This is a genomic window from Neisseria sp. P0009.S008 (assembly GCF_051958615.1).
Classification (GTDB): Bacteria; Pseudomonadota; Gammaproteobacteria; order Burkholderiales; family Neisseriaceae; genus Neisseria; species Neisseria subflava.
In genome coordinates this window covers 1-22,978 of sequence record NZ_JBQCVG010000006.1, presented here as the reverse complement: position 1 = coordinate 22,978, position 22,978 = coordinate 1, and the positions used below count along the sequence as shown (strand labels likewise).

Annotated in this window: 19 protein-coding genes and 1 pseudogene; 14 read left to right on the top strand and 6 right to left on the bottom strand. The window is 50.0% G+C overall.

Annotation, left to right across the window (positions count from 1 at the left end; genetic code table 11):
* The first annotated feature begins 94 nt into the window (after positions 1 to 94).
* The 5 genes and pseudogenes from ACTHSQ_RS06055 to ACTHSQ_RS06035 all read left to right on the top strand — a co-directional run bounded on the left by ACTHSQ_RS06055 (position 95) and on the right by ACTHSQ_RS06035 (position 5,912).
* Positions 95 to 1,534: pseudogene (locus ACTHSQ_RS06055) on the top strand (surface lipoprotein assembly modifier).
* Between the two features lie 264 nt (positions 1,535 to 1,798).
* On the top strand, positions 1,799 to 3,013 hold the full coding sequence (locus ACTHSQ_RS06050) for an MFS transporter (RefSeq protein WP_440371154.1): 1,215 nt from the start codon (positions 1,799 to 1,801) through the stop codon (positions 3,011 to 3,013).
* Between the two features lie 155 nt (positions 3,014 to 3,168).
* Positions 3,169 to 4,035 (top strand): hypothetical protein, encoded by an 867-nt coding sequence (locus ACTHSQ_RS06045; protein ID WP_440371155.1) that lies wholly within the window; start codon positions 3,169 to 3,171, stop codon positions 4,033 to 4,035.
* Positions 4,036 to 4,085: 50 nt separating this feature from the next.
* A complete protein-coding gene (locus tag ACTHSQ_RS06040) occupies positions 4,086 to 4,598 on the top strand; it encodes a hypothetical protein (RefSeq protein WP_003684537.1) in 513 nt (170 codons plus the stop codon).
* Positions 4,599 to 4,724: 126 nt separating this feature from the next.
* Positions 4,725 to 5,912: a hypothetical protein gene (locus tag ACTHSQ_RS06035; RefSeq protein WP_440371156.1), complete on the top strand. Its 1,188-nt coding sequence runs from the start codon at positions 4,725 to 4,727 to the stop codon at positions 5,910 to 5,912.
* Between the two features lie 46 nt (positions 5,913 to 5,958).
* Here the strand turns inward: ACTHSQ_RS06035 and ACTHSQ_RS06030 are convergent, their stop codons facing one another.
* The 3 genes from ACTHSQ_RS06030 to ACTHSQ_RS06020 form a co-directional block, all read right to left on the bottom strand.
* The gene (locus ACTHSQ_RS06030; protein ID WP_241479500.1) at positions 5,959 to 6,396 is read right to left on the bottom strand and encodes a hypothetical protein; all 438 of its coding nucleotides are present in this window, start codon (positions 6,394 to 6,396) and stop codon (positions 5,959 to 5,961) included.
* Positions 6,397 to 7,233: a PHP domain-containing protein gene (locus tag ACTHSQ_RS06025; protein WP_440371157.1), complete on the bottom strand. Its 837-nt coding sequence runs from the start codon at positions 7,231 to 7,233 to the stop codon at positions 6,397 to 6,399.
* A 65-nt stretch (positions 7,234 to 7,298) separates the two neighbouring features.
* Positions 7,299 to 9,695: a penicillin-binding protein 1A gene (locus ACTHSQ_RS06020; protein WP_440371158.1), complete on the bottom strand. Its 2,397-nt coding sequence runs from the start codon at positions 9,693 to 9,695 to the stop codon at positions 7,299 to 7,301.
* Between the two features lie 153 nt (positions 9,696 to 9,848).
* Here ACTHSQ_RS06020 and pilM point away from each other — a divergent pair, with 153 nt between their 5' ends.
* The 7 genes from pilM to aroB all read left to right on the top strand — a co-directional run bounded on the left by pilM (position 9,849) and on the right by aroB (position 16,697).
* Positions 9,849 to 10,940 carry a type IV pilus assembly protein PilM gene (pilM, locus tag ACTHSQ_RS06015; RefSeq protein ID WP_003684494.1) on the top strand — a complete coding sequence of 364 codons (1,092 nt, stop codon included), beginning with the start codon at positions 9,849 to 9,851 and terminating at the stop codon, positions 10,938 to 10,940.
* A 4-nt stretch (positions 10,941 to 10,944) separates the two neighbouring features.
* Positions 10,945 to 11,568, top strand: coding sequence for a PilN domain-containing protein (locus ACTHSQ_RS06010; RefSeq protein WP_128580218.1), 624 nt, complete (start codon positions 10,945 to 10,947; stop codon positions 11,566 to 11,568).
* Positions 11,568 to 12,239, top strand: a complete 672-nt coding sequence (locus ACTHSQ_RS06005) for a type 4a pilus biogenesis protein PilO (protein WP_004520855.1) — start codon at positions 11,568 to 11,570, stop codon at positions 12,237 to 12,239. The genes ACTHSQ_RS06010 and ACTHSQ_RS06005 overlap by 1 nt, the downstream gene beginning before the upstream one ends.
* Positions 12,240 to 12,254: 15 nt before the next feature.
* Positions 12,255 to 12,797 carry a pilus assembly protein PilP gene (locus ACTHSQ_RS06000; RefSeq protein ID WP_070591494.1) on the top strand — a complete coding sequence of 181 codons (543 nt, stop codon included), beginning with the start codon at positions 12,255 to 12,257 and terminating at the stop codon, positions 12,795 to 12,797.
* A 20-nt stretch (positions 12,798 to 12,817) separates the two neighbouring features.
* Positions 12,818 to 14,950: a type IV pilus secretin PilQ gene (pilQ, locus tag ACTHSQ_RS05995; RefSeq protein WP_440371159.1), complete on the top strand. Its 2,133-nt coding sequence runs from the start codon at positions 12,818 to 12,820 to the stop codon at positions 14,948 to 14,950.
* A gap of 132 nt (positions 14,951 to 15,082) precedes the next feature.
* Positions 15,083 to 15,595, top strand: a complete 513-nt coding sequence (locus ACTHSQ_RS05990) for a shikimate kinase (RefSeq protein ID WP_440371160.1) — start codon at positions 15,083 to 15,085, stop codon at positions 15,593 to 15,595.
* Between the two features lie 22 nt (positions 15,596 to 15,617).
* On the top strand, positions 15,618 to 16,697 hold the full coding sequence (aroB, locus tag ACTHSQ_RS05985) for a 3-dehydroquinate synthase (protein ID WP_440371161.1): 1,080 nt from the start codon (positions 15,618 to 15,620) through the stop codon (positions 16,695 to 16,697).
* 131 nt (positions 16,698 to 16,828) lie between these two features.
* On the opposite strand, the gene ACTHSQ_RS05980 is transcribed toward aroB, so the two are convergent.
* The 3 genes from ACTHSQ_RS05980 to ACTHSQ_RS05970 all read right to left on the bottom strand — a co-directional run bounded on the left by ACTHSQ_RS05980 (position 16,829) and on the right by ACTHSQ_RS05970 (position 19,562).
* Entirely contained in the window at positions 16,829 to 18,142 is a 1,314-nt protein-coding gene (locus tag ACTHSQ_RS05980; protein ID WP_440371162.1) for a sensor histidine kinase, read from the bottom strand.
* A 29-nt stretch (positions 18,143 to 18,171) separates the two neighbouring features.
* On the bottom strand, positions 18,172 to 18,849 hold the full coding sequence (locus ACTHSQ_RS05975; RefSeq protein ID WP_003684585.1) for a response regulator: 678 nt from the start codon (positions 18,847 to 18,849) through the stop codon (positions 18,172 to 18,174).
* Between the two features lie 146 nt (positions 18,850 to 18,995).
* Positions 18,996 to 19,562: an NADPH-dependent FMN reductase gene (locus tag ACTHSQ_RS05970; protein ID WP_440371163.1), complete on the bottom strand. Its 567-nt coding sequence runs from the start codon at positions 19,560 to 19,562 to the stop codon at positions 18,996 to 18,998.
* A 136-nt stretch (positions 19,563 to 19,698) separates the two neighbouring features.
* On the opposite strand from ACTHSQ_RS05970, the gene ACTHSQ_RS05965 reads away from it, so the two are divergent.
* Positions 19,699 to 21,126 (top strand): MFS transporter, encoded by a 1,428-nt coding sequence (locus ACTHSQ_RS05965; RefSeq protein ID WP_440371164.1) that lies wholly within the window; start codon positions 19,699 to 19,701, stop codon positions 21,124 to 21,126.
* A gap of 70 nt (positions 21,127 to 21,196) precedes the next feature.
* Positions 21,197 to 22,609 carry a D-alanyl-D-alanine carboxypeptidase/D-alanyl-D-alanine endopeptidase gene (gene dacB / locus ACTHSQ_RS05960; protein ID WP_440371165.1) on the top strand — a complete coding sequence of 471 codons (1,413 nt, stop codon included), beginning with the start codon at positions 21,197 to 21,199 and terminating at the stop codon, positions 22,607 to 22,609.
* The last annotated feature ends 369 nt before the right edge of the window (positions 22,610 to 22,978 follow it).

The window sequence follows — 22,978 nt, the reverse complement described above, 5'->3', positions numbered from 1 at the left end:
GTAAAATAAAGCCTGCTTCACGCAGGCTTTTTTAAACACCAGCCCGCCAACCTTCTCAAGGTCGTCTGAAACCGCCGACCGGAAAGCCGACACCATGTACAAACCGTCTGCCTGCCTTATCCTGTTTCTCGCCGCCCCCGTCCTTGCCGCGCCCCGTTCTGACTTTTCAGACGACCGTACCGCGCAACGCCTGTGGCAGGACACCCGCCAAACCATGCAGGAACAGGAACAAAAAATGCGCGAATACCGCCTCGACATTCCCGCCGAAAATATCGGGCAGACAGCCGAAACCGACCCCGAAGCCGACCAAGGCGAAGCCCTGTTTAACGCCGTCAACCGCAGCGACTGGCAAACCGTACGCCCGCTGCTTGAGCGTTATACCCAGCAAACCGAATACGACCCCGACATCGCCCTCTTTGCCCGCGCCTCGCTCGCCCGCGGCGAAGGCAGGTGGAAAAATGCCAAACAAGACTACGAAACCCTGCTGCAACGCCACCCCGACTTCACGCGCGGACGGCTCGATTACGCCCGACTGCTCTTTGAAGGTCGTCTGAACCGCGAGGCCACTTCCGAATTTATGCGCCTTCAAAACGAAGACCTGCCCGAAGCTGTCAAAGAAAACATCGGCCATTTCCGCGATTCCTTAAACCAACGCCAAAGCTGGCAGGGCAGCCTTTCCGTCGGCGCCGTCTACAACAGCAACATCAACGAAGCCAGCGGCAAAGTGTGGTGTAAAACCGAAATCGACGGCGAATGCTGGGAAGAATTTTCTGGCGACAAGCCTATTTCCGCCAACGGCATCAAATACGAAGCCGCCGCCGTCCGCCGCTGGCAGATTAAAGGGCATCACGGCATCGCCGCCCGCGCGCTCGGCTACGGCCGCCTCTACCGCGACCATAAAGACTTCAACGAACACACGCTCAACCTCAGCGCAGGCTACCAGTTTGAAAACCACCGCCACACCTTCGCCCTCGCCCCGCTTGTCGAATGGAACGGCAGCGGCGGCAAAACCCTCAACCGCGCCTACGGCGTACGCAGCGAGTGGAACCTCGACAAAGGCAGTTGGACATGGAACACCGAAGCCGAGTGAGAACACTTCTCCTATTCCGACAAAACCCGCCTGCTCGACGGCAACCTCATCTCCGTTTACAACACCCTGTCCTACTTCCCGCGCAACGACCTCATGCTCTACGGCGGCATAGACTGGCAGCAGCGCAAAGCCAAAGAACCGGTGGACAGCTACCGCCTCATCTCCGCACGGCTGGGCGCGGCAAAAATGTTTGAAGCCGGTTTCGACGCTTCCGCCTCCGCCACCTTCGGCATCCGCAGCCACCGCGAAGAAAACGCCGTACTCGAACAACGCCGCCGCGACAAAGAGCAAACCTACCGCCTCAGCATAGGCGCGGACCGCTGGAAATTCGCCGGCCTCAAACCCGTCCTCAGCTACAAACACCGCCGCGTCCACGGCAACACCGACTGGCTGTACAGCTACAAACAAAACGCAGTCAGTCTGTCGCTGGTCAAATCGTTCTAACGCAGGACGCAGAAACACAAAGGTCGTCTGAAAATCGGATTTCGGGTTTTCAGACGACCTTTGCTGTTTTTTATGCGCCGTATTTTCTGCCCATATCCCATGCCCTACTTTTCAGATAGAAAGAAATTGAAAAACGGCGCGGATAGAGGTTTTGGCTATATCCAAAGCATCAGGAGTTATTTAGCCGATATCAACCTAATTTGCTAGAATCCGTCGTTTTGCCGGTTGATTGAACGGCATTTTTCATAGAAACAAACCATAACCATGACCCACACACAGCAAAAATCCCCTAACCTTTGGCTGGTTATCACTGCTGCCGCCGCTATCCTACTGATTACCATCGGTATGCGCATGACTATGGGGCTGTTTGTCCGTCCGGTCGTCGACTCTACCGAGCTGAGTATCCAAGAGTTCAGCCTGATTATTGCCGTTTTCCAGTTGATGTGGGGCTTGTCCCAGCCGCTTTCCGGCGCGCTTGCCGACCGTTTCGGCGCGTTTAAGGTGTTGGGCGGCGGCGCGCTGCTGCTGGCTTGCGCCTGTCTGATGGTGCCGCAGATGCCGACTTATTGGGGGCTGATGCTGGCAATCGGGCTGCTTTTTGCATTCGGAACAGGCGCGGGCGGTTTCTCCATCATCATGGGGCAGGTCGCGACGAAAGTACCGCCGCACAAACGCGGTTTGGCTTCGGGTCTGGTCAACGCGGGCGGTTCGGCGGGGCAGTTTCTGTTTGCGCCGCTGGTGCAGGGTTTGTTGATATTGCCCGCCGTCGGCTGGACGGGAACGTTTTATGTTTGGGGCGGCATTGCACTTTTAATCCTGCCGATTTCGTGGTGGCTGGCGGGCAGCAAAAACGCTGTCGCTACGCACCACACGTCGTCTGAAAACGGGCAAACGCTGGGGCAGGCGGTCAAAGCGGCGTTTAAAGACCGCAGCTACATCCTGCTGCACTTGGGCTTTTTTACCTGCGGTTTCCACATCGCGTTTTTGGTAACCCACCTGCCCAACGAAATCGCGCTCTGCGGCCTACCCGCTTCGGTCGCTTCGACTTCGATTGCGATTATCGGCTTGGCGAACATCGCGGGCTGCATTTTTTCGGGCTGGTGTACGGGGCGGTTTTTGGGCAAATACGTTTTGTTCGGACTCTACGCCTCGCGCGTGGCGATGGTGTTGATCTACCTTGCCGCCCCAAGAACCGACATCAATTTCTACATTTTCGCCGCCGCGCTGGGCTTCACTTGGCTCGCCACCGTTGCCCCGACTGCTGCGATTACGGGCAAACTGTTCGGCACGCGCTATCTGGCGACGCTGTTCGGGCTGACCATGTTGAGCCACCAAATCGGCGGCTTTTTAGGCTCGTATATCGGCGGCATCGTGATTTATCAATTCAACGATTACGGCTGGATGTGGTATGCCGATGCGTTGCTGGCGGGGGCGGCGGCTTTGCTGAACCTGCCGATACGCGAAAAGAAAACGGCGTAAACCGCTTAAACAAAGCAAAGAACAAAGGTCGTCTGAAAACGGAAAAGCGGTTTTCAGACGACCTTTTTCTATCATTAGTGGGAAACGGTCGATGTGTTTGGCAATCATGGCTTGGGCGGTTTGCTGAAAGAAGGTACTCATGAAAAATCCCCTAAATGTCTTGGTGGGAATTTAGGGGATTTTGGGGAATTTTGCAAAGGTCTCAATTAGCGTGCAAATGTGCTTGCAGTGAAAAAATATTGGAAATAATATCAATGCAAGTAATAATTTTTATCAAGAAGGAGATGAGTGTGAAATTTTTAGCTGCTTTGCTGTGGCCGGCCATGTTGCTGCCCATTTTGTCTCATGCCGATAGCGGCATTCAGACGGTCTCTGTTTCTCAAGCATATGCAGATGACGCAACGGGCTGCGGGCAGCTTTATCCTGTAGAGAGCTTCGAGAATTTGTTCAGACAGATGGCCGGCACGCTGCATAGTGCCTGTTTGCTTGATATGCCGCCTGAAGATTTAGCGAAAAAGTGGCAGATTCCCGTGTACCGGCGCTATCTGCAGCTTTCCGGCCGTTTGCGGCCTGACGGAGAAAAACAGGCGGTACTCAGATGGAAAGACAAGGCAGAGCGGCAGAAATGGCTCAAACACAGGCGGCGTAAGCTAAAACGTCCGACCGACGGCTTTACGGTAGTGCATCAGACCGACTACGACGGCAGTACTTTTTTAGAAATCGAAGCAACGCCTGATTATTTAAAGCATTACCGTTCGCTGTTTCCTGACAACCGTTATCCCGAGGATTTGCCCTTGCCAAGAATTGGTTGGCATTTAATGTTTAGACCGATATTTTGTTCTGATTCTGCTGTAAGTTTTGAAAAATCATTAGAGGCTATTGACAACAACGGTCATATTAAGGATTTTCATGCAAGATTGTCTATTCATGATAGTGTATCTCTATACTTTATGCATGATAACCAAGAAAATATGAGATGTAGCAAGGAAATATCTTATATTCAATATAAAAAAATTATTTGATCACCAATTAAAATTAAAAATTTACTCAATCAATTAATAGGAGAATTATTATGGCAACAGTTCAAAATGCACAAATTCGGCAGCATTTTATTCGCATGGGCATGCCTAAAAAGGAGATTGATAGCATCACGCGGGATAATGTTATTATGCAAAAGACTCATATTTTTATCAATAAATGGGGGCTATCAAGTATTCGTGTCGATCATCATGTTCCAGCCACTTATACAACGAGAAAATTAAAAGGAGACATTGAATACCGTGAGATGGTATTTGGAAAAGATTATCTTACGGCTTCTGATTATGCCCATGAAATCGAGCATGGTATTTCTGATACTCTTTATAGACTAGATCTTGCTGATAAGAGAAATCCAACAAAAAACCTTACTGCAAATGAGTATGCCCGCCGTTTTTTGTATGAAGAAGGAAAAGCCGAATACAACCGTTTTCAGTTTGATTTGCGGAACAATCCCAAAGAAACCAAATACGGATCGGATACGGCAGCAATCAAGGCGATGAACCAACAACAGGCTGTTGATTATTTTGCCCACAAAATGAAAACCTAAAACCCCAGCGGACAGCCCAGCCATACTTATTGGACATGGGCGAAATCTGTATTCCTTAAGGAAACCAATCCAAACCTGCTAAACGGTAAAACTCCAGCCGAAAAGCAAAAAATTCTGCAATCAGGAATGGATGAAGCAGCGCCTGACCATCCCAACAGACTGTTTGGCGTAGGTGACGAGCGGGTTCGCTTTCAGAAAACCGATCCAAATATGCCGCTTAGTCTGATGCCGATTATGACACGTGGAAATCCTATGTTGATGGTGGTATTTGTACCTGCCAACAGCCGTTTGGCAGACGGTACGGTAACGACGGCTGCAAGAACAGCGTTATATTATTCTTCAGGCGGAAAGCAGGGGGCGATTGAATTCGGTATCGGTAGCGCGGGCAAGAGTGTCAGCTTCAACGATAATTTAGTAAATTACTCAAAAAGTGCGTATGCGGCACTGATTACTTCAGCCAGCAGGCTTCATTCCAATGCAGTTAACCGCTTGGCTGCTTTGGTCGAACAGCAAAAATCCGAACAGGCATCAGGAAAAGGCAAAGAAATTCATAATGAAAACGAAGCTTTGAAAGCTTTGCAGGATTTACTGAACAAAGCCAATATTTCACTTGATTTACAGGGCGGAGTGGATAATCTTCAGCAGAATTTTGACCAAATTGCCAAAAATTACCATACTCCTCTTGCTATCGAGCTGTATGGAGAAGAGTTGCTCACGACTTCGGTGGAGGATGGAGTGAGTTTTGATATGGATGGCGACGGGATGGCCGAACAGACGGCTTGGCTCAAAAAAGGCAGCGGTTTTTTGGTTTGGGATAAAAATGGAGACGGCATGGTAAACGACGGAACGGAGATGTTTGGTGAGGCAACAGTTATGTCTGACGGCAAGCGCGCAGAAAACGGCGTAGAAGCTTTGAAAGATTTGGACAGCGACAATAATAATATCATTAATCAATATGATGAATTGTGGGGCGAGCTAAGAATCTGGCATGACGAAAACAGTAACGGGAAAACGGAGGAAGGAGAGCTTTCTCTATTGTCCGACTGGGATATCCAGTCGATCTCTTTGGATTTTGCAGAAATCAATCTGAAAGATGAAGCCGATAATAAAATATTATTTGAATCAGAAGTGGTTTTGGAAAATGGGGAAAGGCGCAAGGTTGCCGATATTGATTTCCAAAACGACAAAGGAATTTACAATGAGTTGGCAGGTGAAATTTCAGCAGAGACAGCCGCTGATGTCGTGTATCCGACGGAAATTTCAACATCGGTTATACTGCCCGGAGAAAATACTGCATATATCCCGGCCGTATAAACACGTTATCAGATATGGCTTCCAAAGATATGCTGATTTTTTATTTTCAGGTAGCCTGAAAACGCTTGGCCGCCTCTTCCAGCATTTTCCATTCTCCGCCGCTGCCGTGGTAGGTTTCGGCATCAATCTCGAACACGGCTTTGCAGTGTGTGCATTGGAAATAGTGGGTCAGGAAATCGTACCAGCCGTGCAGGCGGCGGTTGCCCTGTGGGTCGGTGTCGATGATGTAACCGCTGCGGGCGAAGGTTTGAACATAGTCGGGACTGATACGCCGGACTTTGGCGTAGGCGAGGGTGATGTCGGCCAGCGTGCCGTCTGCCAGGCGGTCGGCGGCGCGCAGTAGCATTTGCGACAGTTTTTGCGGGGTTTTGATGCGGACGGTGGGACGAAGGTCGGCGCAGTAATCGCACATGGTTCGGGTCTTTCGGTGGGAGATGGGGTGCAGGCTGCTTTTTTGGCAGGATAATCCTTTTGCGTGAGGCATTCAGACGGCCTTAAAGTGTTTCCATACAGGGCGGCATTGTTCGGGTAAGTCGGGACAGGCGCCGAGTATGCCGCCGCTGAAGTCGTTGGGGCGGTGGAAGTCGCTGCCTGCGCTGGCGAGAAAGTCGAAGCGGTCGGCAAGCAGGGCATAGTTGAGGCGGTCGTTTTTACAGCAGTTGCCGCTGTGTACTTCAATCCCTGCGCCGCCGAGATTTTTAAATTCTTGAAACAGGTTTCGTTTGGCGGTGGCGGATAATTCATAGCGCATCGGGTGGGCGATAATGGCCATGCCGCCCGCGCCTGTAATCGCGGCTACGCAGTCTTCCAGTGTGGCCCATTCATGTCTGACGGAACAGGATTTGCCGTCTCCCAGATATTTGGTAAATGCCTGCTGTTTGTTTTTGACATGGCCTTTGCGGATGAGGAATTCGGCAATGTGGGTGCGGCTGGCCATTTCTTTGTTGGCGGCCAATGCCAGTGCGCCTTCATACGCGCCTGTTATGCCTTTTTTCTCCAGTTTGGCCACAATGGATTCCAGTCGTTTCAGACGGCCTTTGCGGACTTCGGCAAGCAGGTTTTGCAGGGCTTCGTTGTGTTCGTCAAAGTCCAAACCGACAATGTGGATGGTGCGGCCGTGCCAAGTGACGGATATCTCCACGCCGTTGACGAAGGGGAGGCCGAGGGTATCGGCTTCGGTGCGTGCTTCGGCAAGTCCGCCGGTATGGTCGTGGTCGGTCAGGGCGAGCAGGGTGCAACCGTTTTGACGGGCGAGTCGGACAACTTCGGTTGGGGACAACATGCCGTCTGAAACGGTCGAATGGCAGTGTAAATCAATCATGGTTTTGCTTTGAATTTTCTTAAAAAAGGCCGTCTGAACGTTTCAGACGGCCTTGCTTTAGAACATTAGAACAGAGAGTCCAGTTGTTGTCTGTTATTGTTGCCGGTATTGCTTGGCAGAACTGGGGTTTCGTCTGATTCTTCACGGGCTGGCGCAGTATTGCTCTCGGCACTGCGGCGGTTTTCATTCGGAACGGCACGACGGGCAGGTTGAGCAGGACGCGGAGCAACGCCGCTGTTGTCCAAGGCCAGGTCGGAGCTGGTGGTCATGCGTTCGCGCATATACACTTCGCCGCCGTTTGTAACCACGCCTTCAGGTGCTTTCATCGGTTTGACGCTGGTGCCTTTCAGGGCGAAGCGCATGTATTCTACCCAAACCGGTACGGCGATTGTGCCACCGTAGCCTGCACTGCCCATGCTGCGCGGTTTGTCAAAGCCGATATAGACGGCAGTCACAACGCTAGGGGTGAAGCCGACAAACCATGCGTCTTTGTTGTCGTTGGTGGTACCGGTTTTACCGGCGATGTCGGAGCGGCCCAGTGCGGCTGCACCGCGCGCGGTACCGACACGGACAACGTCCTGCATGATTTTGTACATGATGTAGGCGTTGCGCGGGTCAATGGCTTGAGGTGCGTTTTCACCGGCCACTAACGGCTGCATTTGCGCTCTCAGACGGCCTTGGCTGTCGTAGATTTTGTCGATGACGTGGGCAGATACTTTGTAACCGCCGTTGGCAAAGACGCTGTAACCTTCTGCAATACGCAACGGAGTGGTTTCGCCTGTACCCAAAGCCATAGACAGGCTGGCAGGGATTTCAGACGGCTTGAAGCCGAAGCGTTGGATGTATTGTTGCGCGTAGCCGATGCCGATAGACATCAGGATGCGGATGGACACCATGTTTTTCGACGCGGTCAAAGCCTGACGCAGCGTGATGTAACCGGCATAGCGGCCGTCAGAGTTTTTCGGGTTCCACGCTTTACCGTTTGCACCTTTGCCCGGCAGGGAAATCGGCGCATCGTTAATCATGGTGGAGGCAGTCATGCCTTTTGCCAAAGCGGCGGAATAAACGAACGGTTTGAACGTCGAGCCGGGTTGGCGCATGGCTTGAGTTGCGCGGTTGAAGGTTTTGCTGTGGTAGTCGTAGCCGCCGACCAATGCACGGACTGCACCGGTTTTCGCGTCTAAAGACACCAATGCGCCTTGCAACAAAGGCTCTTGAACGACGGTAAAAGTATCGCCACTGCCTTTAACGCGAATGACGGAGCCGCGACGGATGCGGTCATCTCCCATTTTTTCGTTGTTGACGGCACGGGCGGCAAAGCCTAAAGCGTGGCTGTTCAGCGTGACTTTACGGCCGCTTGGCAACTGAATCTGTACACCTTTGCGTGAGGCTTCCAATACAACCGCAGGAATCATTTTATCGACGGTGTAAAGTGTAGAAAGATATTGGCTGACAGTTTCTTCTACGTTATCGCTTTTGCTCAGGTCGATGTAGTTTTCTGCACCGCGGTAGCTGCTGCCGCGGTCGAAATTGCGCAGAACTTTACGCAGGGCTTCGGTGGCGACGCGCTGGTGTGCGGTATCGACGGTGGTATATACATTGAAGCCTTGTGTGTAGGCATCTTCGCCGTATTTTTCAAACAGTTCTTGACGCACCATCTCGGCAACATACAGGGCATTTTGGTCGATGTTTTGTACAAAACGCTCGTAATGCAACTCTTCTTTCAAAGCCTGATCGCGTTGCTGCAGGGTGATCATGCCTTCTTCCAGCATATTGTTCAGAATATAAGCCTGGCGCAGTTTGGCACGCTCAGGGTTTACAATCGGATTGTAGGCGGAAGGTGCTTTAGGCAAGCCGGCCAACATGGCGGCTTCGGCCAATGTTAAATCATTAACATTTTTATTGAAATAAGTTTGGGCGGCGGAGGCAAAACCATAAGCGCGTTGACCCAAATAGATTTGGTTGAAGTACAGCTCCAAAATCTTGTCTTTACTTAAAGACTGCTCGATTTTGTAGGCCAACAGGGCTTCGTTGAACTTACGGGTGAACGAACGCTCGCTGCTCAGGTAGAAGTTTTTGGCAACTTGTTGCGTAATCGTACTGGCACCGGATTGAACACCGCCGGCTATGACGTTGCCGATTGCGGCGCGCGCCACGCCCCAAACATCCACACCCCAGTGGTCGTAGAAGCGTTTGTCTTCGGCGGCAATCACTGCGTCTTTCAAAATTTTGGGGAAGTCGCCGATTTTGGTAAATTCACGCCGTTGTTCGCCGTAAACGCCAATGACTTGGCCGTCTGAAGAATAAATCGTCAGCGGCATTTTTGGTTTGTAGTGTTGTAAAGAGTCCAAAGACGGCAGTTTTGGATAGGTTACCAGAATTGCAATTGCAATCAGACCTACACCGAAAAGAGCCAGTCCTAATAAGAGACCCATACAGGTCGTTATAATCTTTTTAATCATGACTAAGTAATAATTTTGCCATTAATGGCGATAAATAAAGTAAAATGGGAAACGATTTCTATCAGCCACAGTCAATACTGTGTAAAGAATAAGAAGTCCTTTACGGATAACGAAACAGTTACTCACTCCTAAATGATACAGGGAAGTCAAATCATGCGCTTATTTAAAAGCACGAAAGATACCAAAACAGGCAAGGCTTCTAGCGGATTGAACAACCGCTCTGCCATCGGCGTCGACATCAGCCAACATGCCATTAAGATGGTACAACTGACAGGCCGTAGTTTAAACCAAATTCAGCTGGAAAAATACGTTATTACCAAATTGCCTAAAAATATTGTCAAAGGCAACAAAATTCAAGACTACGATCAGCTTGCCACTTACATCCAACATACTTACACACAATTACGCAGTTCTTGCAAAAATATTGTTGCGGCTGTGCCACAAAATTTGGCGACAGTCGAGCAAATTATTTACAACCCGCGTGATACCGATTTGGACTTGGAAGAGTTTGTCGAGGCGGAAGTCGGCCAATTTGCGCCTATTGAAGAAATGAACTACGACTTTCAAGCCGAAGAAGTCGGTTCGGGCCAGCATGTTTTAGCTGTTGCCGCTAAAAAAGACGATGTCGAACCGCGCATTGAAATGTTTGAAAATGTGGGCTTGCCTTTGTCCGCTTTGGATTTGGACTTACTGGCGCAACGCAATGCCTTCGTTTATTGGATGAATACGCATGCTCCCGAAATGGCAGAGGAAAAAGTTGCCGTGTTCGGCATTCATGCGACGCAAATGTATGCCCTGATTCTGCAAAACGGCCGCATTCTCTATAAACAAGAAACTCCGGTCAGCACAGAGCAGCTCAATCAGCTGATTCAGCGTACTTATCGGGTAACGGAAGAAAAAGCCGCTCAAATGATGGCTTCCCAAAACAAGCCTTCCGACTACCAGTCTCAGATTGCCGACCGTTTTAATGTGCAGGTTGCGCAAGAAGTTCAGCGGGTTTTGCAATTTTACTATACCACGCAGGCCACTGATTCTTTCGCCAATATCAAACACATCCTACTGACCGGCTTTACCGCTCAGCAGGCAGGTTTGGCGGAAAGCATTTTCTCGCAAACCAATACGGCAACAGAATACCTGCATCCGATTTCATATGTGGAACGCAGTGCAAAAGTAGAATTGCCGCAGTTTCAAATTGATGCGCCGTCACTGACGTTGGCGTTTGGATTGGCATTAAGGGGACTTTGAGAATATGATCGAATTAACCAGAATCAACCTTCTTCCGTATCGGGAAGAGATTAAACAGCGCAAGCAGCAGCAATTCAAAGTATTGATGCTTGGCGCTTTTGCAGTGGGTTTGGGCTTGGCAGCCGCTACCTATCTCGGTATTGATAGCGCCATCAGCAATCAAGAAGGCCGCAACAACTTCCTGCAAACCGAAATCGACAGACTTGATAGAGAATTGGGCGAAATTGATAAACTTCAGCAAGAAAAAGAAGCCTTCTTGGCCAAGAAGCTGAAAGTGGAAGAATTGCAGGAAAAACGCTATCAAGCAGCTTATATCCTTGATTCTTTGAATGCGCTTACGCCCGATAATACTTATTTGACTGCGTTGGAAGCAGAAAGCCCGACCAGCTATAAAATTAGCGGCCATGCCGTCAGCGACAATAAGATCGCCGTTATGATGCGCTCCCTGCCAAGTACAGGTATTTTCTTGCAGCCTGAATTGTTGAGCATTAAAAAAGTAGATAACTACCAAGAATTTACTTTGAAATCTTCAATCAACCAAGTGAATACGCCGGCTCCTGCACCGACTGCCCAAAGCAGCGGTGAAACGGCCGAACCTGTGGCAGAACCTGCTCCGGAGGCTCAATAATGGCATCTAAAAACTTGAAACAATTGGACGTACAAAACCTGTACCTGCTCAATATGCCTTCAAAACTTTTGCTGGCAGGTTTATTGATTGTCGGTATGTTGGCTTTGGGCTATGTCGGCGTATTTAAAGATCAGATTGAAACCCTGAATACGCAGGAAGCCAAAGAAGAAGAGCTGAAGGAAACCTTTACGCGTAAAAGCATTCAGGCGGCAAGCTTGAACAATTTGAAAGCAGAATTAGCTTCTATCCGTTCTGCATTTGACGTTTTGTTGAAGCAACTGCCGACCGACGCGGAAATTCCGAACCTGATTCAAGAGCTGCATCAGGCAGGTTCAACCAACGGGCTGCGTTTGGACAGCGTTGCACCACTCCAACCTGAAAACGATGGTCCGATTCAAAAACTGCCGTATCAGATTTCCATCACAGGCAAATACTCTCAGATCAGCCAATTTACCCGTGATGTAGGCGATTTGTCGCGCATTATTACGTTAGATTCCTTGAAACTCGTGAACGCAGGCGAGGATAAAGAGGGCAAAGGCAATAAAGGCGAGTTGACATTGAGCGCGATTGCGACGACTTACAAAGCACGTCCGGCCGAAGAGATTGCTGCCGAATTGGCTGCGCAACAGGCACAAGAAGAAGGCAAACCTGCCGAGAATGAGCAAAAATAAAAGAATAGGGAAATCATGAAAAAAATCATCTTACTCTTAAGTCTTCTTCCCTTGGCAGCCTGTACGCAAAGCTATGAAGATTTGACTCAATGGATGACGCAAACCCGTCAGGAAGCAAAATCCAAGATTATTCCGTTTGAAGAGCCGACGGTTGCATTGCCTAAACCGTATAGCCCGCCGAACTTTAAAGGTATGAATGCGTTTGATTCACGCCGTTTGGACACTGCGCCTAAAGGCGGCAATGCGCCGGATGTGAACCGTCCGAAAGAAACATTGGAAGCCTTCAGTTTGGAAAACATGGCCTTTGTCGGAACGCTGCAAAGCGGCGGCAAAGTTTCCGGATTTATCAAGGTCAACGACCATGTTTATACCGTTTATCCCGGAAACTACATCGGTCAGAATTACGGCAGAATCCAAAGTATTACCGAAGATAAAATTATCTTGACCGAGCAAGTTGAAGACAGCTACGGCAACTGGGTGTACCGGAAGGCCGAATTGCCATTGAGCAGTAAAGAGGCGGATTCTTCCAATAGCTCAGATAGTTCGAATTCAAATTAATTTAGGGGTCTCACTCGATTATGAAAACCAAGCACATGACAAAATTATTTGCCGGCTTCAGCGTTGCCCTCGCTGTTCAGACGGCCTTTGCAGGCAATATTACCGATATTAACGTTTCTACTTTGCCTGACAACCAAAAAATCATCAAAATCCGTTTCGACAAAGATGTCACCACACCTCATGGTTTTGTAACATCTACGCCGGCGCGTATCGCATTGGATTTTGCCAACACCAATATCCGTTTGCCTCAGCCTGTTTTGGAATATGCCGACCCATTGCTGAATCAAATTACTGCGGCGCAAAACAATGACCGTGCACGCGTGGTTTTGGGTTTGAACAAAATCAGCCAATACAATACTGAGATTCGCGGCAACGAAGTTTGGGTATTTGTAAACGAATCTACTGATCAAACCAATGCGGCCGTTGCCAATGAACGTGCGGCTACGCCGCCTACCGCGCGCGCTGCTCAGACTTATCAAGCCGTTTCAGCAGCCAATATCGATTTCCGCAAAGGCGCACGCAATTCCGGCATTATTGAATTGTCCGCCCTTGGTTTCAGCGGACAGCCGGATATTAAACAGCAGCGCGACCGCGTGGTTGTGACATTGAAAAACCATACGCTGCCGACACAAGCGCAACGCAGTTTGGATGTGGCTGACTTCAATACCCCTGTACAAAACGTTACGCTCAAACGTATCGGCAATTCTACCCAGCTCATTATCCGCAATAATAATGCGAATTGGGACATCAATACCAAAGCTTCTTCCGGCCGTTTTGTATTTGAAGTATCGCCTAAAGCCGCCAATACCGAATCCAGCGGCTTAAACCACAATGCGAACAAATCGTTCAAAGGCCGTAAAATTTCTTTGGATTTCCAAGATGTAGAAGTTCGTACCATCTTGCAGATTTTGGCAAAAGAATCCGGCATGAATATTGTTGCCAGCGATACCGTCAAAGGCACTATGACTTTGTCCCTGAAAGATGTACCTTGGGATCAGGCTTTAGACTTGGTTATGCAGGCGCGCAATTTGGATATGCGCCGTCAAGGCAACATTATCAATATCGCACCTCGCGATGAATTGTTGGCAAAAGACAAAGCCTTCTTGCAGGCTGAAAAAGAGATTGCCGAATTGGGTCCGCTGTATTCTCAAACCTTCCAGTTGAAATACAAAAACGTGGATGAATTCCGCAAAATTCTGCGTTTGGAAGAATACGACAGCAATAATTCCAACACCCGCAACACTCTGTTGAGCAACCGAGGCAGCGCCTTAATCGATCCGGCCACCAATACGCTGATCGTAACCGACAACCGCGGCGTGATTGAGAAATTCCGCAAACTGATTGATGAATTGGACGTTCCAACCCGTCAAGTGATGGTGGAAGCGCGTATTGTGGAAGCTGAAGATACCTTCTTCCGCAACTTGGGCGTTAAATTCGGTTCCGGTGGTGCGATAGGCCGTACGGCATGGGGCAGCAACTGGAGCAATGCACAAACCAACTACAAGACCAATGCCTCATTTAACCGTGGCGAGGTAGGCTACCGCACATGGACTTTGGATCCGAACGTCAGTCTGCCGACCGCAGCCGCAGTCAACAGCATTGCGCTGGTGCGTGCGTTCTCGTCCGGCGCATTGGGCTTGGAAATCAGCGCGTCTGAAGAACAAGGTAAGAGCAAAACCATTTCCAATCCGCGCGTGCTGACACAAGACCGTAAAGAAGCCAAAATTGAATCCGGTACGGAAATTCCTTACCAAGAGGCTTCTTCCAGCGGTGCTACTTCGATTACCTTCAAGAAAGCCGTTTTGGGCTTGACCGTAACGCCGAACATTACGCCTGACGGTCAAATTATCATGACTGTGAAGATTAATCGCGATACCCCGATCGACTGTACCGTAGATTCTCTGATGACCAAGTGTATCAACACCAAACACTTGAATACCCAAGCCATGGTTGAAGATGGCGGCACGCTGATTGTCGGCGGTATTTACGAGGAAGAAAGCACCAATGCGGTGAACAAAGTACCTGTTTTGGGCGATATTCCCGTTGTCGGCAATCTGTTCAAATCACGCGGCAAACGTGAAAACCGCCGTGAGCTGTTGATCTTCATCACGCCGCGCATTATGGATAATGTGGGTAACAATCTGCGTTACTGATTTTTAAAATGACAAACAGGCATATCTGCAAAGGTATGCCTGTTTTGGTTTTCAGACGGCCAGAGAAGAAAAGGCCGTCTGAAAAACGACGAACTTTTCCACGAAACCACCATATCGTATAAAATGACCCACATGGAAAAAATCAACGGCAATTTAATTTTAATCGGGCTGATGGGCGCGGGAAAAACCACTTTGGGCAGGCAGCTTGCCCAAATGTTTGAATGCCCGTTTTACGACAGCGACTACGAAATCTGCACTTCTTCGGGCGTATCCATTCCGACCATTTTTGAGATGGAAGGGGAGGAAGGCTTCCGCAACCGCGAAACCAATATGCTGAAGAAGCTCGCTTCCCGGCGCAATATTGTTTTATCGACTGGTGGCGGCTCTGTCTTACGCAGTGAAAACAGACAGATTTTGCGCCAAAACGGCACGGTTGTTTATCTGCATGCCAGTCCCGAAACCTTGCTGGAGCGTACCCGTTACGACAGCAACCGGCCGCTGTTGCAAGTTGCCAACCCTTTGGCCAAACTGCAAGAGCTGTATGACCAACGCGATACACTGTACCGTCAAACCGCCCATCTCGTCATCGAATCCGACAGCTGTCACAAAACGCTCAAGCGCCTGATACAGGCTTTAGGCGAATAAATACGCTTTGCAAAGGAACACCATGCGCACCCTGACTGTCCAAACTCCGTCCCATCAATACCCCATCTTTATCGGGCATAAACTGATTGAGCAGGCAGATACGCTGCTTCAGCCCTATTTAGGCAAAAAAGCGGCCATCATTACCAACGAAACCGTTGCGCCGCTTTATCTCAAACAGCTTCAGACGGCCTTAGACAGACTGGGCGTGCCGCATTTCAGCATCATCCTTCCCGACGGCGAAGAATATAAAAACTGGCAGACGCTTAACCTGATTTACGATGGCTTGATGCAAAACCGTGCCGAGCGCAAAACCACTTTAATCGCTTTGGGCGGCGGTGTGATAGGCGATATGGTCGGCTTTGCCGCGGCGACTTATCAGCGTGGCGCACCTTTTATCCAAGTGCCGACCACCTTGCTCAGCCAGGTCGATTCCTCAGTCGGCGGTAAAACCGCCATCAACCATCCGCTCGGTAAAAACATGATTGGCGCGTTCTACCAGCCGCAAGCCGTGCTGGCCGATTTGACCGCCCTGCAAACGCTGCCGCAACGCGAACTTTCCGCAGGCATGGCCGAAGTCATCAAATACGGCGCATTGGGCGATGCCGAATTTTTTGCTTGGTTGGAAGAAAATATGGCCGACCTGATGGCGCAACACCAAGAAAAAATGGCAGAAGCCGTTTACCATTGCTGCAAAATGAAGGCCGATATTGTTGCCCAAGACGAAACCGAGCAGGGCATCCGCGCATGGCTTAATCTCGGCCACACTTTCGGCCATGCCATCGAAGCCGAAATGGGCTACGGCGTATGGCTGCACGGCGAAGCCGTTGCCGCCGGTTGCGTCCTTGCTTCCCGTTTGTCGCAAATTTTGGGTAAAACCCAACAAGCCGATACCGATCGTATTGCTGCTTTAATGGAAGCCGCCTCCCTCCCGTCTGCGCCGCCTGTTTTCTCCTTTGAGAAATGGATTGAACACATGAGCCACGACAAAAAAGTCAGCAGCGGCATCATGCGTTTTGTCGGTTTGGAATGCTTGGGCAAAGCCAATATTACCGAAATTACCGATATGGAAATCCTCCGCCAAACCTTGCAGCCGTATTTGTGAGGAATGAATGAGGTTTGTTTTAAAATATAAAAAGGCCGTCTGAAAGGTATTTTCAGACGGCCTTTGGTTTTTTTAAGCGTTTTGATTCATCGGTTTAAAGCTAGATAAACTAATTTGGGTGGGTCAATCATTTAAAGCGTCTTTTTATCCAACTCGGCAATAATCAGCAAGCCGCTGTCAAAGCGTCGGCTGTCGGCCAGTTTCAGACGGCCTTGATGGCGTTTGACAATGGTGTTTGCGATGGACAGCCCCAGGCCGGTGCCTTGTTGTTCGGTGCCGAGAATGCGGTAGAAGGGGTCGATAACGCGTTGGCGCTCGCTTGGGGGAATACCGGGGCCGTCGTCTTCCACCCAGATGTTGAGGTATTCGGCGGTTTCGTCAAAGCCCAAATCTATGCGGCCGCCTTTGGGGGTGTAGCGGATGGCGTTGTCGGTAAAGGTTTTGATAAGGGTGTAGATTTCGGTGTCGTCGGCGTGGATTTGGCAGTCGTTTTCAACGGCGACGCCGATGTCTTGACCTTTGGCCAGCGCCAGCGGCATGAGTTCCTGCAAGACGCGGCGGAACTGGTTTTGCAGGCTGATCAGGGTTTTGGGGCGTTGGGTTTCGGGGGCTTGGGCGCGTGCGAGGGAAAGGAGTTGCTCGAGCAGGTGGCGGTTGCGCTGTATGCTTTGTTGCAACAGGGCGGACTGCTCGCGCGCTTCGGCGGACAGCTGCATATTGTTGAGCCGCTCTGCCTGAAGGGAAAGGGCGGTCATGGGGCTGCGCAATTCGTGTGCGGCATCGGCGATAAAGCGTTGCTGTTGGCGGACGTTTTCGTCGGTACGCTGCAACAGGTTGTTGATGGCGACAACAAAGCCTTGAATTTCGCTGGGAATGTCTTGCGTGTCCATCGGCGAGAGGTCGTTGATTTGGCGCTGTTCCAAATCGTTGGACAGGGTTTTGATGGAACGCATGGCGCGGTGGGTAATCCAGACGGTGAGCAAAATAATCAGGGGCAGGGAGAGGAGCATGGGGAGGATACTCTGCACGGCGGCCATTTCGGCCAGCTCTTCGCGATAGTCGCTTTCCTGCATGACGGCGATGCGGCCTTGCTTGGTGTTGCGGGTATAAACGCGGTAGTAATCGTCGTCGTCATCGGCCTGAATGGTGTGCAGGCCGTCTGAAATCTGCTTAGGCAGGCTGACAATGGGGTTGGGCGTATTGGGAAATTGAACGGAAATCTTGTTATCGTTGTCGAGCGAGTGATTCTCGTCATCGGCATCGCTCGGGTCGAGATAGTTTGCGACTTGGCGCAACAGGTCGTCTTGAACCTCTTGGGTCTCGTGATAAGTATCGTAATATGAAAATATGCCTGCAAGAATGGAGAGGGGCAGGAGCATACAGATCAGGGCGAGGCTGATCTTAACTTGCAGGGATTGTTTGATGGTGTGGATAAGGCGTTGCATGGTTTGTGTGTTGGTGTTATTTTGGTTTTTCAGACGGTTTGGTTGTTTTGTGCAACCAGCCAGCCGACCCCGCGGACGTTTTGAATCGCTTCTTTGCCGAGTTTTTTGCGTAAGGCGTGAATCAGGAAGTCAACGGCGTTGCTTTCGACTTCTTCGCCCCAGCCGTAGATTTTGTCTTCCAAATCGCTGCGCGACAGAATCATGCCCGGACGCAGCAGCAGGGCTTGGAGGACGGCAAATTCTTTGTTGCTGAGCATAATGGCTTGTTCCTGCCCGACCACTTCCGCCTGATGGGTGGAAGGGTTGAGCGTGATGATGCCGTTGCTCAGCAGCGTTTGCGCCTGTCCGCCGTGTCGGCGCAATACGGCGCGCATACGGGCTTGCAGTTCTGCCATGTCGAAGGGTTTGACGATGTAGTCGTCTGCGCCGCCGTCTAGGCCGTTGAGGCGGCTGTGCAAATCGTCGCGCGCGGTCACGATTAAGACAGGAACGGTACAGCCTCCGTTGCGGATTTGCGCCAATACGTCCAAACCGTCTTTGCCGGGCAAACCCAAATCCAAGAGTAGCAAATCGTATGCTTGCGCCGCCACTACTGCGGCAACTTCCGAACCGCGGCTGACCCAATCGACAGCGTAGCCGGTGTCTTTCAGGTTGGCACTGACGGCTTGGGCAATCATGGCATCGTCTTCAACCAATAATACGCGCATGGAAGTTCTCCGGAGGGTGGGTGGATAGTGATTATAACTGCACTCAATTAGTAAAAATTTAGGAACTGTCGAAAAACTGATTTTTTGCAAAAGATGAGGCCGTCTGAAATTTTGTTTTTCAGACGGCCTGTATGCTTCAATCCCGATTATTTAGGGTTTTTCTCAATCAAGGCAACCAATTGGTCGATATAGCCTTGAACAAATTCGCGCGCGGATTCGATGAGCTGGCCGTTGTCGTCAAACAGGGTAGGCGAGTTGCCGAGGAACACTTCCGGCTGGCCGGTCAGCGGCATATCGAAATACGAAAGGGCAAGGCGCAGATTTTTTTGCGCGCTATAACCGCCCATTTTGCCGACAGAATGGCTGATGATGCCGGCAGGTGTTTTTTTCCAGGCAACATCGGCATTGGGTTTGGAGCCGATGTCGATGGCGTTTTTCAGGCAGGCCGGGACGGTGCGGTTGTTTTCGGAAGTTACGAACAATACGCCGGCAGAGGCTTTGATGGTTTCACGGAACTCGGTATAGCTGGACGGAGTAGGGAAGTCGGTAACGGCGGGATCATCGTAGTCGAAGTTGTATAAAGGCAAATGGCCGATTTCGACGATTTGCGCTTCGTAGCCTTCGGGGAACATGGAAACGACGTTTTGTGCGACTTTTCGTGCGAACGAGCCTTTACGCAGGCTGCCGACCAAGATGCTGACTTTCTTTGACATGCTTTTCTCCTGTTTAATAATAAAAATGAAAACAATTCTAAATTTTAGTGTTATCTGGGGAAGCGGTCAAGGTTTCAGACGGCCTGTCAAAACGGTTTATGCTAAAATAACGGTTTCGCTGATATTTCAAATTATTATGCACGCTTCTGATTCGCAAGAGGGCGAAACGGCACACGAATACTTCGCTGACAATCCCGACTTTCCTGCTAAAACCATTGTCGCCACCTTATTCATCGGCGCATTTTTCGGTTATCTCAACGATACACTACTGAATGTCGCGCTCACGCCGATTATGAAGGATTTCGGTGTCGATAAGACCACGGTTCAATGGCTGACGACGGGCTTTTTACTGGTTATGGGGGCATTTACGCCGATTACGGCAGGCGTGATCCAATGGTTTGAAACGCGCAAAATGGTGCTGTTTACGCAGGCAACGTTTTTAGCAGGCTCACTGATTTGCGCGTTTGCACCGACGTTTGGCGTATTAGTGGTCGGGCGTATGGTGCAGGCAGTGTCTGCCGCGTTTTTTGTCCCGCTTCTGTTTAACGGCGTGTTGTCGATTTTCCCGCCCAACAAGCGTGGAACGGCGATGGGCGTCATTACCATGATGTTTACCGCCGCGCCTGCAATGGGGCCGACGCTGTCGGGCATCATCATCGACCATACGCATTGGCGCGTGCTGTTCGGCTTTACTACGCCGTTTATGTTGGTGGCGATGGTGCTGGTGGGCAAATATTTGACGGTCAATTTGAGCAACATCAGCCGTCCGAAAATTGATATGTTGTCGGCTGTGCTGTCGATTGCGGGCTTCGGCGGGCTGGTTTATGCGAGCAGTAATTTTGCCCATATGCCGTTGGTGGAATTTATCCTGCTCTTTGCCGCTTCCGTTGTGCTGGTGGGTTGGTTTGCGCACCGTCAATTCCGTTTGGCTACGCCGTTGTTGAACCTTCGTGCGTTTGAATACAAACAGTTCAGATATTGCGTTGTGATTTTGGCCGGTGCGATATTCCTGTTCTTGGGCTTGGAATTGATGGTGCCGATGTACACGCAGCAAGTGCTGATGCTGACCGGTACGGCAACCGGCTTGATCCTGATGCCTGCGAGTATTGCCCAAGCGGTTGCCGCGCCGTTGTTTGGCAAATTGTTGGACAAAAAGGGCGGACGTTTTGTCGTCTTGCCGGCAACAGTGATGCTGGTGGTGTCGCTGGCGGTATTGTGGCTGTTTCTGCGGATTGATACGCAAGTGGTAATGTTGACGGCGATGTTTACGCTGTTGGCGCTTTCCGTGTCTGCTTGTGTAACCGGCGAAACCCATGGTCTGAATGCGTTGCCGAAAACGCTCAATCCGCACGGCGCGGCGATTCTGACTACCATCAACCCGATTGCCGGTGCCATCGGTGCGGCGTTTTTTGTCGGTGCGACCAATATCGGTGAGAAACTTTCCAGCGCAGATATGCCGCAACAGGCAATGTTGGATGGTATTCATTTGGCGATGGGTTGCGCTTTGGTTATCGGTGTTGTGGTCGTCATGTTTGCGTTGCGTTTGAAAGCGCATCAGAAATAAATAAAAAGGCCGTCTGAAACGTTCAGACGGCCTAAGTACCTCGTAAGAATTTATAAGATTTTGTAACACAATGAAGTTGAAAAGTATTTTATCAGTTGGCCTGATGATGGCGGTTTGTCCGTCATGGGCTTTGGATTTCGGGCGTATTCCTGAAAATGAGATTTCCGTTTATGTGCAGGAATTGGACAGCGGCAAAGTGATTGCTGAGCACCGTGCCGATGAATTGCGCAATCCTGCTTCGACCATGAAGCTGGTAACGGCGTTTACCGCGTTTCGTATGTTGGACGGCGATTATCGTTGGAAAACCGAGTTTAAAACCAACGGCACAATCAAAGGCGATACGCTGAAAGGCAATGTGTATTGGGTGGGGAGCGGCGATCCTGTGTTTGACCAACATGATTTGGTGCAAATGCAGCAACAGATGCGCGATAAGGGCATACGCCATATTGACGGACATCTGATACTCGACCGTAGCCTGTGGGGCGATGTGAAGAACCCGGATGATTTTGCTTCCGACTCTGCCGAAAGCTTTATGACGCCGCCTGATCCCAATATGTTGGCGTATAAAACCGTTGAGCTTCGTGCTGAAAAAGAAGAAGACGGAAGCTTGGTCATCCGTACTAATCCGCCGCTGCCGAATCTGAACATTCAAAACAAATTGACACTTGAAGATAAGGAAGGGAAGTGCAGTGTCTTAAAAAACCACATGAAGACTTCCTATAAAAACAATACGCTGACCGTATCGGGCAAGCTGCCGGAAAGCTGCTTGGGCAAAGAGCTGTATCTGAATATGTACAGCATGAAAGAATATGTCGGCAAAAGTTTTGTGAACCAATGGCGCCAACAAGGCGGTACGGTTTCAGACGGCCTGACGACAGGTGCTGCGCCTCATGATGCGCATGTGTTGGCGAGCCATCTATCCAAACCGCTTACCGATATTCTCACCGATATGAACAAGCATTCTAATAATCTGATTGCCCGTTCGGTTTTCCTTAAATTTGCCGGAAACATGTCTGATTACAAACTGGCGCAGACTAAGGCCGCGTCTATCGTAAAAAGTGAGCTGGCGGTTGCCGGTATCAATACGGAAGGGCTGGTGTTGGAAAACGGCTCAGGCTTGTCCCGCGTAGAACGGCTCAATGCGCGAATGATGGCGCAAATGTTGGAAAAAGCCTACTTCAGCCCGTTTAAAAACGAGTTTATCAGTACGCTGCCGATTGCCGGTAAAGACGGCACGCTTAAAACACGCTTGAAACAGCCCGGTGAAAACCTGCGCCTCAAAACCGGTACACTCAAAGATGTCCGCGCACTGGCTGGGTATTGGTTGGGCGAAAAGCCGTTGTTGGTTGTCGTGATTATCAACAGCCAAAAGTCAACCGATTATTTACGCGACTTGGATAAACTGGTGTCTAAAATTGTTCAGCCCGGTGGCGAACATTGGATTGATGCTAAGGCTTCCTGCATGATTAGGTATCAGGCTTGATAAGTTAAAAAAGGCCGTCTGAAAATGCATTGACGTTTTCAGACGGCCTTTGTGTAAGAAGGGGAGGCAAGTATTTATGTCTATTTTGAATAGATGATATAGGGATTTAATGGATAAGCGTTTGGTGTGAATCCGCTTGAGATAGATGGTCTTTCAGGGTTTAAACCGTATGTCTGCTTTATTGCGTTGCCCTGTTTTATTTTATCTAAAATAGCTGGATTTTTTATAAAAAGGCATAGGGTACAGACGAAAAAAATACCGGTAAAAACCGGTATTTTTTACTTTTAACTTGATGGCGCGGCGGACGGGGCTCGAACCCGCGACCCCCGGCGTGACAGGCCGGTACTCTAACCAACTGAGCTACCACCG